Genomic DNA, 13,423 nt, shown 5'->3' with positions numbered 1-13,423 from the left:
TGTGTTGAACGCTCCTGCGCAACCATGGGGCGGATAAGGAAGCGCGTTCAACTGGGTATGTCCGCAGTTGAACGCGATTGTTTTACGCACCTTCGGAAATCTCGGTCGTCCAGGAAATAACGGACGGGTACCTGCTAACGTCGCGGCCCGGTCGATGGCCGGTGAGGCTTTCTTTTCCGGCTCTTTCATTGTCGATCCGAGACGTTGTGAAGGGAATCCGCAGTGACGACGATTGCCGAGAGGGTTGCCCCGAGCGAGCGCAGCACGCGCACGAAGTTCGCATTGGCCTGCGTCCTGTGCGGCGCCGAGTTCGCACCCGACGCGATGTACCGATGCCCCGGATGCAGCGGCGCCCTCGAACCCCGGTACGAGCTGGGGAGCGTGGACTTCTACCGTCATCCCGATCCCGAGCAGGTCTATTTCGATCTGCTCCCGCTGACCTCCCGGGAATTCCTCGACCCCGGTGTCACCGTGCGGACGCCGTGCCGTCCCGCCCCTCGTCTCGGAATCGCCATCGGGGTCCCCGGGCTGTGGATCAAGGACGAGTCCTTGCAGCCGACCCACACCACGAAGGACCGACTGGCGTCCGTGGTCACCGCCGTACTGCGCCAGTTCGGCGTGAAGGAATTCGTCGGCTCCAGCACGGGAAACAGCTCGACCGCGCTGGCCCGGGCCGTGCGGATGGATCCCTCGATGCGGGCACACTTCTTCTGCGGTGAGAAATTCGTCGCCAATCACGACATCCCCGCCGACCCCCGCACCGCTGTCACGGCCGTACCGGGAAGCTATGTGGCCGCTTCCGCCGAGGCCCGCCGGTTCGCGGCGGAACGGGGACTCCACTTCGACGCCGGCTTCTTCAACTGGGCGCGGCGGGAGGGCCTCAAGCTGGCCTATCTGGAGGCGCTCGACGCGATGGACCGCACTCCGGACGTCGTGGTGCAGGCGGTCAGCAGCGGCATGGGCATGCTCGCCGCCCACAAGGGCATGCGCGAGTACCTGGGCCTGGGCCGACTCGACCGTATGCCCCGGTTCCTGATGGCCCAGGAGGAGTCCTGCGCCCCGGCGGCCAGGGCATGGCAGGAGGGCCGCGCCGAACTCGGCGCCACGGACCGGATCGAGGACCCCCGGGGCCTGGCCACCGCCATCCTCCTCGGTGACAGCTCGCCCTACTACCCCTACCTGCACACGATCGCCGCCGCCACCGGCGGCTCGATCGTCTCCACCGCGCGAGAGGACCTCGTCGTGGCCCGGCACCTGCTGCACGCCCTTGAGGGTATCGACGTGTGCCACGCCTCCGCCGCGGCCATCGCGGCCGTACGCGACGAGGCACGGGCCGGGCGGATCCGCCCGGACGAGACCGTCCTGGTCAACCTCACCGGGCGCAGCCGGATGATCGACGGCATCTGAGCGGCACACGGCGCCCCCGCCGGTCGGCGGCCTGCTGGCCCAAGTAGGCCAAGGCCGGTTTGACCAGCGGAAACTCTCTTCTGTGGGCCCCGACGGCACGGCAGCATCGTTCACGTCGGAACACAGCGAGAGGGGAAACCGGGATGACGGTCCGTAAGACGATTCTGCATGTGGTCGCCGCTGGTGTGCTCGTGGTGACGGGGATGGGCCTCGCGGCGGGTACGGCCGCGGCGGCCGACGCCTCCTCGTCGACGACGGTGGTGGCTGCTTCCGCCGCCTCCGACGGTGTCGGTCTCATCCCGATGGGCGACTCGGGCTGGCAGGGGATCGGTTCCTGAGGCGGCGGGGCGGGGGAGTCGACGTGAGTACGCGCGCGGAGGGCTCGGACTATCTGATAGCCCTGCGGGACGGGGCGCTGCGGGACGCACCGGTCGAGTCCGTCCCGACGAACACCCTGTTGGTGGCCTACACGCCACGCAGCGACGGTGAGGACGAGGAGTTCGTACGACAGCTCGCGGAGTCCGTGACACCGTGGCCGGCGATCGTGGTGCACCGGCCGACGATGACGGTGGTGGACGGGATCCACCGAATGCGGGCGGCGCAACTGCGAGGTGAGGAGCGGATCGCCGTCCGGTTCTTCGACGGCGATGTGCAGGACGCCGCCCTGCTGGCGGTCGCGGTCAACGTGACGCACGGGCGGGCCCTGTCGGTGGCCGACCGGGTGGCCGCGGCGGAGCGGATCTTCCTGGCCCGCCCCGACTGGTCCGACCGGGCCGTCGCCGCGGTGGCGGGCCTGTCCGCGAAGAAGGTGGCTCAGGTCCGGCGCACGTGCGGGGCGGACACGCCGGACGTGGGGCACCGGGTGGGGCGCGACGGCCGGGCCAGACCGGTGAGTTCGGCGCAGGGCCGGGAGCTGGCGAGCCGGCTGATCCGGCAGAACCCGGGCGCCTCGCTGCGCCAGATCGCGCGGCGGGTGGGCATCTCACCGGCGACGGTCGCCGATGTACGCGATCGGATGCTCAGAGGCGAGGATCCGCTGCCGCCGAGGCAGCGGGCGGCGGAGTCCCGGACGGACCAGTGCGCGGTCGGTTCGGACGGCGTGGCCGTGGTGCGCGTCGCCGAGCCACCCGCCGCCGCGCATGCCGAACCACCGGCCGGGGTGACGTCGCTGATGCGCGCGCAGCCGGGCCGGCAGATCCTCCGGCCCCGGCCGAGGGGCTCCAGGAGCCCCGTCGAACTGCTGACGATCTTCGACTCGTTGCGCCGGGACCCGTCGCTGCGCCTGAACGACGCGGGCCGCAACGTCCTGCGGATGCTGGACGCGTGTTCCTCGGTCGTCCGGGACCGGCAGCGCATCCTCGACACCGTCCCGGCGCACTGCCGCCGGCCGCTGTCCCAACTCGCCGACGGATACGCCGAGATCTGGCAGCTGCTGGCCGAGGAGCTGCGGCACGCGGAGCTGTCGGACACGGAGATGGCACGGCCGTCGTCCCTCGGCGCGTGACGACGCCGGTCACCCGCGCGGGCCCCGGGCCGCACCGGCCCAGGGGCTCATGAAACCCACCGACGCCCACAGGGAGTACAGCCATGCCCGCAAGGGCCGCTCAGACCAGGGACCGGCGACCGCTGCTCGCCGTGCTCACCGCCAACGTCATATCCGTCACCGGCAATTGGCTCAGCCTCATCGCCATTCCCGTGTTCGTGTACGCCACGACCGGCAGCGTCGCCAGAACCGGTGTCGTCGCGTTCTGGCAAGGCCTGCCGATGGTGCTGAGCGCCGTGCTCGGCGGCCCGCTCATCGACCGGGTCGGCCGCCGCCGGGTCAGCGTCGGCACGGACCTCGTCTCGGCCGTGGCTGTCGCGGCGATCCCGCTGCTGCACCAGGGCGGGCTGCTCCATTTCTGGATGCTGTGCGCGCTGGTCACCGTCACGGGCCTGTGCCGCTCCCCCGGGGAGTCGGCCCGCGGCGTGCTGCTGCCGCATCTCGCGGAGCGGGCGGGCACCACCGTGGCCAAGGCGGCCAGTCACTTCGAGACCGCCCGCCAGCTGGCCCGGCTGCTCGGCGGCCCGCTGGCCGGTGTGCTCATCGCCGTGTTCAGCCCGTCCGCGGTGCTCTTCGTGGACGCGGTGAGCTTCCTGGCGTCGGCCGTCCTGGTCCTCGGCGGCCTGCGGGGGCTGCCCGCCGCCGCCCCGGTCGCCGACGCACCGCGGGTCGATCTGCGCACCTACCGCGAGGAGTTGCGGGCCGGCTTCGCCTTCCTGCGCCGTACCCGGCTGCTGCTCGCCATCACGCTCATGGTGATGGTGACCAACGCGCTGAACCAGGGCTGGAGCGCGGTGCTGCTCCCGGCGCACGCCACGGACAACCTGGGCGGCTCCGTCAGCCTCGGCCTCATCACCGGCGTCGCCAGCGTCGGCGCGATCTGCGGCGCCCTGCTGTACGGCACCGTGTTCGGCCGGTTCCGCCGCCGGACGGTCTATGCGACAGCCTTCCTCGTCGCCGGCGCCCCGCGGTTCGTGCTGGCCGCCGTGTGGCACGACCCGGTGCCCCTCGCCGTCCTCATGCTCTTCTCCGGCCTCGCCGCCGGCGTCCTGAACCCGCTGATGGGGCCGCTCGTCTTCGAGCTCGTCCCCGAGGAACTGCGCAGCCGGGTCCAGGGCGTCTCCACCGCCGGCGCGTTGGCGGCCATCCCCCTCGGCACGCTGGGATCGGGCCTGCTGGCCCAGGCGACCGGGCTGACCGGCGCGTTCTGGCTGGTGGGCGGGCTGTATCTGCTGGTCACCCTCTGCCCGCTGGTCTTCCCCGTCTGGCGGCGGATGGACGCACCGGCCGTACCCGAGAAGGAGGTACGTCCCGCGGTCGCACCCCATCCGGTGTGACGCCCGAGCGCCGGTCCGGTCCGCGCGTCCAACTGCGTACATCCGCGGTTGGACGCGCTTTTCCATTCGATGTGTCCGTTTTTCTGAATTCCGCTCGACCAGTGTTCAGGTTTTCCGTCGTTGACGCACAAGGCTGCGTGCGGTGAATATTTCGTCACCGCCGGAACACAGCGGCGGTGACCAGCGAACAAAAAGGAGTGAGCAACATGGAGAGCACCGTGGCGTTCGACGACATCGAGTTCATCGAGACCTCCGCCGAGCTGCTGGCGACGTCGTACTACGTCAACATCCAGTAATTCCGCTGCGGCTGGAGGGGCGGCCCGAAACGCTTGCCGCCCCTCCGCCGCGACAAACTTCGTTCCACGCCATCGGGCATCGAAAGGAATGCAATGTACGACTTCACATTCGAAGATCTGGTGGGGGACGAAAAGGTCTTCTTTGCCGAGTACTTCGACAAGAAGCCCCTGCTGCGCAAGGGTGCCATGCCGGGGGATGTGCGTGACATCCTCTCCATCCGCAAGCTCGACGAACTGCTGCACCTGGAATCGATCCGGCCGCCCTACATCAAGGTGAACCACAACGGCTCCGGTGTACCCGAGAAGGGCTACACGCGCAGCGTCGTCGTCCAGGGCGTCAACATCACCGACACGGTCGTGCCGGAGAAGATCTACGAGCTCTTCCGGGCCGGGGCCACCGTCACCTGGTGCTCGCTCAACCAGATCGTCCCGGAACTGCGCGACTTCACCCGGGTCATCAGCGACAAGATGGCCGTCCGGACCGACGTCGTCGGTTTCATGACGCCCACCAAGAAGCGCGGCTACCTGCCGCACCACGACCCGGTCGACCTCTTCATCGTCCAGCTCGAGGGCACCAAGCGCTGGAAGCTGTGGGACCTGCCGGCCGAGCGCCACGGCGACAACGCCTCGTACACCGACGAAGAGCTCGGCGAGCCGGTCATCGAGGTCCTGCTGGAGCCGGGCGATGTCCTCTACCTGCCGTACAACACCCCGCACGCGGCCGCCGCCGAGGACCAGGTGTCCCTGCACCTGTCGATCATGATGCGGCCCCGTATGTGGAAGGACCTGCTGCGGGAGACCTTCGAACAGGTCGCCTCCGACCCGGAGTTCAACGAGTATCCGCACATCGGCGCCCTGCGGGACTCCGGCGCGGAGTCGCTGTTCCGGCAGAAGGTCGCCTCGCTGGCCGCCCGTATGGAGTCCCTGGACGCCGGCGCCGAGCTGGACCGGCTGGCCGAACTGGGCCGCACCATGTCGGGCAGCTCGCACGGCACCACGTTCCAGACGATCGCCGAGACGGACCGGTTCACCCCGGAGGTGCTGCTGCGCCGTACGACGGCCGCCGTCGAGTTCGGCGCCAACGAGGGCGGCCGTACCCAGATGACCGTCAACGGTCACAAGATCGCCGTCCCGGCCCCGGTCGCCGAGACGCTCGCGAGCCTCGGGGACGCCGAGGTGGCTGCGGGCGAGGTCTTCCCCGGCGTTTCCGCGGACCGTGCGACGAAGGCCGCCCAGGGGCTGACCCGCCTCGGCGTCCTGGAGGTGGTCGGCGCCCGCTGACGGCGCCCCGCCCGCGCCGCACCGACACGAGAGCACGAATCGGCACCATCCCGTCTGCTGGAGGCGAAGAGCGTGGACACATCCACGACCACCCAGGGCTTCGAGGACCTCGTCGGAGACCCCCAGGTCTTCTTCTCGGAGTACTTCAACAAGAAGCCGCTGCTGCGCAGGGGTGCGCTCGAAGGCAGGACCCGGAGCCTCGTGTCGGTGCGGCAACTCGACGACATCGTCGCCATGGAAGCCGTGTCACCCGCGTATCTGCGGGTGGCCAAGGACGGCCGCGGGGTACCCGGCAAGGCGTACACCCGCACCGTCGCCGACCGCGGCGCCGCGCTCACCGAGGCGGTCGTGCCGGAGCAGGTCTACGAACTGTTCCGGTCCGGCGGCACCATCACCTGGAACGCGCTCAACCACTTCCTGCCGTCCGCCCGGCACCTGGTGGACGTCTTCGCCCGGACCTTCGCCTGCCCCAGTGAGGTGGTCGCCTTCCTGACCCCGGCCGGCAAGGACGGCTACGCCCCGCACCACGATCCGGTCGACGTCTATGTCATCCAGATCGAGGGCACCAAGGACTGGCGGATCTGGGAGCCGCCCGCGGACCGCCGCGCCGACAAGGCCTCCCACCGGCCCGAGGACCTCGGGCCGCCCGCCATCGAGACGACGCTGCGTGCGGGTGACGTCCTGTACCTGCCCTACGGAACCCCGCACGCAGCGGCCGCAAAAGCCGAGGTCTCCCTGCATCTGTCGGTCACCGTGGAGCCGCGCCGCTGGCGCGACCTGGTGGGCGAAACGGTGCAACAGCTGCTCCAGGACCCGGAGTTCGACGGCTTCCCGCACCTGGCCGGGGCCACGGCACCCGACGGCGCCGCCGCCCTCGGCGCCCTGCTGAGCCGGCTCGCCGGCCGGCTGGCCGAGGCCGACCCGGCGGCCGAGGTCGACCGGCTGCTCGCGGCCGGCCGACAGCGCGCCGGCGCCGGCCGGCCCCGCGAGTTCGAACGGCTCGCGTCCGCGGACGTGCTCGCCCCCGGCACGCGGCTGCGCCGCAGCGCCGTACCCCTGGAGATCGGACCGAGCGACGGCGCGAAGAGCGGACTCCTCGTCAACGGCCATCGGCTCGCCGTGCCGGACGCCGTCGCCGATGCGCTGCGCGAGCTGGAGAGCGGCGGCGCGGTCCCGGCGGCCCACTTCTTCCCGGGCGTGCCCGAAGCCCGGTCCGTGCACGTAGCCCAGGGGCTGACCCGTCTCGGGGTGCTGGAAACCGCCGACCGCACAAGGAGCTGAAACCTCACCATGACAGACACCACCCAACGGGCCCAGGCGCCCACGAGTGCCGCGGGGGCCGCGCCCGCCTGGCGGGATGTCTACGTCCTCGCCGGTATGCGGGGGCTGTCCTTCGCCGGCGACATCGCGGCCGCCACCGCCCTGACCCTGCTGCTCCAGGCGAACGGCGCCGGATCGTACGCGGTCATGGCCCTGCTGCTCGCGGCCGCCGTGCCGCCCGCCCTGCTCGCCCCCGTCACGGGCAGGTTCGCCGACCGGTTCGACAGCCGCCGGCTCATCGTCGTGGTCGCCTCGCTGCAGATCCTGGCGTGCCTGGCGATGACGCAGACGACCACACCGGCCCTGCTGATCGTCCTGGCCGTGCTGCTCTCCACGGGCATCGCCTTCACCCATCCGGTCTTCGCCGGGCTGCCCGCCGCGATGGTCGGCAAGGAGAACGTCCCGAGGGCCTCCTCGATCTCCCAGACCACCGCGATGGCGGGCATGGTCGTCGCCCCGGGCGTCGCCGGTTTCCTCACCGCCCACTTCGGGGTCAGGATCTCGCTGCTGCTCGACGCGGCGTCGTTCGCGATCGTCGTGCTCGGCGCCCTGGTCATCCGTACCCGGCTGCACCACAACACCGCCGCGACGGCGGGCGGCAACGGCGGCGGCGGCAAGAAGGACGACAAGCCCGCCTACCGGGTGTCGACCGACCGCTTCCTGCGTTCCATGCTCGCGGTCAGCGGCGTGGTGATGGCGGCGGCGAGCATCATCAACGTCCTCATCGTCTTCTACGTACGCGACACCTTCGGCGGATCCGAGGAGACGTACGGGCTGATCATGTCCTCCTGGATGGCCGGCCTGGTCCCCGGTGCGCTGCTGGTGCGCCGGATCAAGGGGCTCAACCACGAGGCGATCCTCATCGGGTCGTTCGTCTGCATCTCGGTGGGCATCCTCGGCGCAGGGCTCGCCCCGGGAGCCTGGTGGATCGTGCCCTGCTATGTGATCGGCGGCTTCGGCAACGGCGCGCAGGCGACCGTCACCCACATCGTCATCAACCTCCGAACCCCCGACAGCCACCGCGGCAGGGCGTTCGCCGCGCTGGGCGCCGTCTCCAACACGGGTCCCGCCGTGGGCTATCTGCTGGGCGGTGTGATCCTCGGCTTCATGCAGCCGCGCTACGCCTTCCTCGTGGCGGGCACCTGCTCCCTGCTCGCCGTGCTGATCTTCCACCGGGCCCTGCTGCGGACCGCGGAGCCCGAAGCCGCGGACACCGTCACGGAAACCACCGCGAACACCGTCGCGGAGCCGGCCGCGGGCACCCAGGCCGTACCGGACAAGGCCGCATCACGATGAGCGCGATCACGGCGTACGACGTCGACACGGACCCGGCGACCAGGCCGCAGGACGACTTCTACACCCATGTCAACGGCCGCTGGCTGGACGCCTTCGTCCTGCCCGAGCACCGGGCCGAGGCCACCCTGCTGTCCCTGCTCGCCGAGAAGGTGCAGGACGACGTCGTCGCCGTGATCCGCGACAGCGGCCTGCACTCCGCCGCACCGGGCGACCCTGGCCGGCAGATCGCCGATCTCTACGCGAGCTTCATGGACGAGGCCGGCATAGCCGAGCGCGGCCCGGCCGATCTCGCCGCCCTGCTCGACACCGTCCGTGCGGTCACCGACCGCGCGGAGCTGGCGCGGCTTCTGGGCCGGCTGCAACGCGAGGGAGTCGGCGGCCCCGTCGAGGCGACCGTCGACACGGACACCACGGGCACCCGCGGCTACCTGCTCACCCTCACCCAGTCCGGCCTGGCGCTGGCCGGCGGCCCGGCCGCCTATCTGGACCCCGGCCACGCGCCGCTGCGCGAGCAGTACGCCGGGCATCTGCGCGCCGTGCTGGAACTGGCCGGACAGCCCGATCCGCACGACGCGGCCGACGCCGCCCTGCGCGTGGAGAGCGCGCTCGCCACCGCCCACACCCGGCCGGACGCCTCCGGCCGCATCAGGGCCCAGGCCCAGGTGACCACCGCGGCCGAACTCGCCGCCGACACCGGCGCCTTCCCCTGGGGGGCCTTCCTGGAGGGGCTCGGCGACATCCCGCCCGACGCCCGTGTCCAGATGCGGCCGGGGCCGTACCGCACCGCGCTGGACGCGTGGTGGAGTGCGGCGGACCTCGCGGACCTGAAGCTCTGGCTGCTCTGGTTGCGGGTGCACGAAGCGGCCCCGTTCGGGCCGGCCGCGGTGTTCGCCGAGAACTTCCGCTTCTACGGGCAGGTGCTGACCGGATCCCGCCGGTCCCGGCCCCGCTGGATGCGGGCGACCTCCTTCGTGCAGACCGTCCTCGGCGACGAGGTGGGCGAGCGCTATCTCCAGGAGCACCTCGCGCCCGGTACCCGCAAGGCCGCCGAGGACCTGGTGGACACGCTCGTCCAGGCCTACCGGGGCTGCCTGGAGCAGGCCGGCTGGATGGCCGACAGCACCCGTCACGCGGCGATCGCCAAGCTCGACGCCATGCACTTCGAACTCGGCCACCCACGCGACACCGCCGAACTCGACGCACTGCACACCGACCCCGCCGATCTGCTGGGCAATGTGCGCCGCGGCCGGACCCGGAACTTCGTCCGCCAGCTGCGCAGGCTCGGCGGCCCCGTCGACCGCGCCGAGTGGAAGGTCCCGCCGCAGGCGGTCACCGCCTACTACCGGCACGGGCTCAACCAGGTGGTCGTCCCCGCCGCGCTGCTGCAACCGCCCCTGTTCGACGCGGGCGGCGACATGACGCGCAACTTCGCCCTGCTCGGCTCGATCGTCTGCCACGAGATGTCCCACGCCTTCGACAGCCGAGGGTCCCGCTACGACGGCGAGGGCCGGCTGCGCGAGTGGTGGAGCGAGGAGGACCGCGCCGAGTACACGCGGCGCACCGCGCTGCTCGTCGAGCAGTACGACCGCTACGTCCCCGCGGGACTGGACGGACAGCACGTCAGCGGCGCCCGGACGGTCGGCGAGAACATCGCCGACATCACCGGACTCACCGTCGCACACACCGCGTTCGCCGCCCACCTGGCCGCATCCGGGCTGTCCGACGCCGAACGGGCCGCCAGGACCCGGCGGTTCTTCGCCCTGTGGGCCACGATGTGGCGCGTCAAACGCACGCCGGGGCGGATGCGCGAGCGGCTCGCCAACGACCGGCACGCGCCGCCGCAGTTCCGCTGCAACGGAGTCCTCGGCCATGTCCCGGCCTTCTACCGGGCGTTCGACGTCACCGAGACCGACCCCATGTTCATCCAGCCCGAGGCCCGGTTCACGCTGCTGTGACCGACACGGCCGCCGACGGCCGACGAGGAGGCAGACCATGGCCCATGCCCACCCGACCGCCCCCGCGCGGCAACCAGCCGTCCAGGTCGACGCACCCACCGGCGACGGGAGGTCGCCCGCCCGGCCCGGACACGAGCCGGGCGGCCATGCCCACCAGCACGCCCGCCACCTGCTGCACCTCGTCCCCGGCCCGGACATCGCCGTGCCGGCGGCCGCCTCGCTGCTGGCCGTCGACGCGGACCGCGCGGCGGCCCTCCTGGACCGGCTCGTGGCCGACGGGCTGTGCGAACGGACCGCACCCGGCCGCTACCGGCCCCTGCCGACAGCACCGGGACGGGCCGCCGGCCGCCCCGGCGACACGGCGGCACGGCGCCGGCTGATCGACCACTATCTGCACAGCGCCTACCGGGCGGACCGGATCATCGCCCCGCACCACCCCGAGCTGCCCCTCGATCCGGTGGGGCAGGGCTGTGTGCCCGAGGAACCGGCCTCCCGGGACGCGGCACTGACGTGGCTGGACGAGGAACACGCCCCCCTGGTCGCCGTCCGCGAGCTGGCCCGGGACACCGGCCACCGCCTCGCGGTGTTCCAGCTCGCCAACTGCCTCAACGGCCACTACGTACGGCGCGGCCACACCGCGCCGCAGCTGGAGCAATGGGCGGACGCACTGCGCGCCGCCCACGCCCTCGGCGACCCCGAGGCCCAGATCACCGCCCACCGCTACGCGGGACAGGCAGCGAGCCGCGCCGGCCGGCACACCGAGGCCGTCGCCCAACTGGAGCGGGCGGTGCGGATCGCCGAGCGGCATGGCGAACCGGGCCCGCAGGCCTGGGCGTACTACATCTTCGCCTGGGTCGAGGAGATGGCCGGGCGGGACGAGGCGGCGCTCCGGCACGCGGTGTGCGCGGCGGGGCTGTTCCGGCGCGCCCAGCAGAGGGGAGCCGAGGCCGACGCGCTCAACGCGGCGGGCTGGTACCACACCCGGCTCGGTGACCTGGCCCAGGCGGAGCGGTACTGCGCCCGCGCCCTGGAGATCTCCCGTCAGCACCACTACCGCGGCGGTGAGGCGGCCGCGCTCGACAGCCTGGGCCTGCTCGCGCAGCAGACCGGCCGGCACGACGAGGCCGTGGCCGCCTCCCGGGCCGCGCTCGAACTGTGCCGAGCCCTCGGCAACACGTATCAGGAAGCGGGAACCCTGGACCGGCTCGGCGACAGCTACGCGGCCACCGGGCGCCTGGCCGAGGCCCACGACGCGTGGGCGCGGGCGGTCGACCTGTACCGGGACCAGTGCCGTCCGGGGGAGGCCGAATCGGTCGAGTGGCGACTCGCGACCATCTCCTGAGAAAGGACCCCGGAAATGACGCCAGGAGTTTTCCTGGCGTCATTTTTCTTCAATTCCGTTCAATTTGAGAGGCGTTGACCGTCAATACCGCGGAGAAATAGATTCGCATTATGAAGCTCACAGACATTGACCTCCTTCCCGTTCTGGGAAAGCCGACGCTGTCGGGTGACGGCCGGTTCGCGGCCGTCGCGGTGACGCGTCCCGATCTGGCCACCGACGGGTACGTGTCCGAGCTGTGGCTGGCCGAGACGGACGGAAGCCGGCCGGCCCGGCTGCTGACGCGGGGCCCGCATGACGCCGCTCCGGCGTTCTCCCCCGACGGCCGCTATCTGGCGTTTCTCCGCCCTGTTCCGGGCGGCCCTGGGCAGCTGCATCTGCTGCCGATGGACGGCGGCGACGCCCGTGTGATCACGGGGCATCCGATCGGTGCCGGACAGCCCGTGTGGAGCCCGGATTCCACGCGCATCGCCTACACGGCGCGCGTGCCCGAGCCGGGCCGCTACACGGGTTCACCGCAGAGCGAGGCACCGCGCCGTATCACCAAACTCCGTTATTGCGCCGACGGGTTCGGATTCACCTTCGACCGGCCGCGGCACATCTTCGTCACCGACCCGTTCGCCGAGGACGCCAAGGCCGCCACCGTCCAGGTCACCGACGGCGACTTCGACCACGCGGACGTCTCCTGGAGCCCCGACGGACGGCTCCTTGCCTTCACCGCGGCCCGCCACGCCGAGGCCGGCGACGACCTCCGCAACGACCTGTGGGTGTGTGCCCCCGACGGGAGCGGCCTGCGTGCCCTCACCGCAGGCGGCCTGCTCCTCGGCTGCCCCCGCTTCTCCCCGAACGGCGCCACGATGTGCTTCGCCGCCGAGCCCCTCGACGAGAACGGCAACCCCTATACGTCGATGAGTTACGGCCTGTGGTCCGCGCCGGTCGACGGCTCGGCGCCGGCCCGCCGCCTCACCCACCAGGACTACCACCTCAGTTTCGCCAGCCAGACGATCCTGCCGGTCGCCGACGGTGTGCTGTTCGCCGCCGACCACCGCGGCGAGGTCCATCTGCTCCTGGTGCCCTACGACGGCGGTGCGCCCAGGCCCCTGATCACCGGCACCCGTCAGGTCAACTGGTACACGGCCGTGGACGGTCCGGACGGACTGACCGTGGCGGCCGTCATCGCCAGCGCCACCAGCGCCGGCGACCTGGTCAGTCTGCGCGCCGGCGAAGAGCACGTACTGACCGGCTTCGGGCGTGAACTCGTCGAGCAGACCGACCTGTTGCCGGTGGAGGAGTTCACCGCCACCGCACCGGACGGCCACGAGGTGCAGGGCTGGGTCATCCGCCCGCGGGGCGAGGGTCCGCACCCGGTGCTGCTGCAGATCAAGGGCGGCCCGCACACCCAGTGGGGCTACACCCTCAACGGACCCGCCGCTTTCGACGAGGCGCAGGTGTACGCGAGCGCCGGCTACGCCGTGGTGCTCGGCAACCCGCGCGGCACCTCCGGCTACGGCCACGACCATGCCCGATACATCGCCGACGACCTGGCACGCAAGACCGCCCCCGATCTACTGGCCCTGCTGGACAAGGCGTTGGAGGCACCGGACCTGGACGCGGACCGGGTCGGCGTGATGGGCGGCTCCTTCGGCGGC

Annotated in this window: 10 protein-coding genes; all 10 read left to right on the top strand. The window is 71.5% G+C overall.

The window, feature by feature from the left end; translation table 11 throughout:
* Positions 1-222: 222 nt before the first annotated feature.
* Positions 223-1,407 (top strand): pyridoxal-phosphate dependent enzyme, encoded by a 1,185-nt coding sequence (locus ABZ910_RS09895; RefSeq protein WP_361361463.1) that lies wholly within the window; start codon positions 223-225, stop codon positions 1,405-1,407.
* A 143-nt stretch (positions 1,408-1,550) separates the two neighbouring features.
* The gene (locus ABZ910_RS09890; protein WP_361361461.1) at positions 1,551-1,745 is read left to right on the top strand and encodes a hypothetical protein; all 195 of its coding nucleotides are present in this window, start codon (positions 1,551-1,553) and stop codon (positions 1,743-1,745) included.
* A 23-nt stretch (positions 1,746-1,768) separates the two neighbouring features.
* Positions 1,769-2,911 carry a helix-turn-helix domain-containing protein gene (locus tag ABZ910_RS09885; RefSeq protein ID WP_361361459.1) on the top strand — a complete coding sequence of 381 codons (1,143 nt, stop codon included), beginning with the start codon at positions 1,769-1,771 and terminating at the stop codon, positions 2,909-2,911.
* 83 nt (positions 2,912-2,994) lie between these two features.
* Positions 2,995-4,287 carry an MFS transporter gene (locus tag ABZ910_RS09880; protein ID WP_361361457.1) on the top strand — a complete coding sequence of 431 codons (1,293 nt, stop codon included), beginning with the start codon at positions 2,995-2,997 and terminating at the stop codon, positions 4,285-4,287.
* A 389-nt stretch (positions 4,288-4,676) separates the two neighbouring features.
* Positions 4,677-5,864 (top strand): cupin domain-containing protein, encoded by a 1,188-nt coding sequence (locus tag ABZ910_RS09875; RefSeq protein ID WP_361361455.1) that lies wholly within the window; start codon positions 4,677-4,679, stop codon positions 5,862-5,864.
* Positions 5,865-5,936: 72 nt separating this feature from the next.
* Positions 5,937-7,145 (top strand): cupin domain-containing protein, encoded by a 1,209-nt coding sequence (locus ABZ910_RS09870; RefSeq protein ID WP_361361453.1) that lies wholly within the window; start codon positions 5,937-5,939, stop codon positions 7,143-7,145.
* A gap of 9 nt (positions 7,146-7,154) precedes the next feature.
* Positions 7,155-8,480: an MFS transporter gene (locus tag ABZ910_RS09865; protein ID WP_361361451.1), complete on the top strand. Its 1,326-nt coding sequence runs from the start codon at positions 7,155-7,157 to the stop codon at positions 8,478-8,480.
* Positions 8,477-10,435 carry a M13 family metallopeptidase gene (locus ABZ910_RS09860; protein ID WP_361361449.1) on the top strand — a complete coding sequence of 653 codons (1,959 nt, stop codon included), beginning with the start codon at positions 8,477-8,479 and terminating at the stop codon, positions 10,433-10,435. Before ABZ910_RS09865 ends, ABZ910_RS09860 begins: the two co-directional genes overlap by 4 nt.
* 37 nt (positions 10,436-10,472) lie before the next feature.
* Positions 10,473-11,777 carry a tetratricopeptide repeat protein gene (locus ABZ910_RS09855; RefSeq protein ID WP_361361447.1) on the top strand — a complete coding sequence of 435 codons (1,305 nt, stop codon included), beginning with the start codon at positions 10,473-10,475 and terminating at the stop codon, positions 11,775-11,777.
* A 110-nt stretch (positions 11,778-11,887) separates the two neighbouring features.
* Positions 11,888-13,423 (top strand): prolyl oligopeptidase family serine peptidase (locus ABZ910_RS09850; RefSeq protein ID WP_361361445.1); only part of this gene is annotated, 1,536 nt, incomplete at its 3' end.

Origin of the sequence: Streptomyces sp. NPDC046805 (assembly GCF_040645355.1) — a bacterium.
GTDB lineage: Bacteria > Actinomycetota > Actinomycetes > Streptomycetales > Streptomycetaceae > Streptomyces.
Note: the sequence above shows the minus strand (reverse complement) of the source record. Positions and strands in the feature narration are given on the sequence as shown.

What these genes read in the sequence shown, in the direction of transcription:
- ABZ910_RS09890 (WP_361361461.1), top strand. Translation starts at nt 1,551, where the DNA reads ATGACGGTCCGTAAGACGATTCTGCATGTGGTCGCCGCTGGTGTGCTC.
- ABZ910_RS09880 (WP_361361457.1), top strand. Translation starts at nt 2,995, where the DNA reads ATGCCCGCAAGGGCCGCTCAGACCAGGGACCGGCGACCGCTGCTCGCC.
- ABZ910_RS09875 (WP_361361455.1), top strand. Translation starts at nt 4,677, where the DNA reads ATGTACGACTTCACATTCGAAGATCTGGTGGGGGACGAAAAGGTCTTC.
- ABZ910_RS09865 (WP_361361451.1), top strand. Translation starts at nt 7,155, where the DNA reads ATGACAGACACCACCCAACGGGCCCAGGCGCCCACGAGTGCCGCGGGG.
- ABZ910_RS09860 (WP_361361449.1), top strand. Translation starts at nt 8,477, where the DNA reads ATGAGCGCGATCACGGCGTACGACGTCGACACGGACCCGGCGACCAGG.
- ABZ910_RS09855 (WP_361361447.1), top strand. Translation starts at nt 10,473, where the DNA reads ATGGCCCATGCCCACCCGACCGCCCCCGCGCGGCAACCAGCCGTCCAG.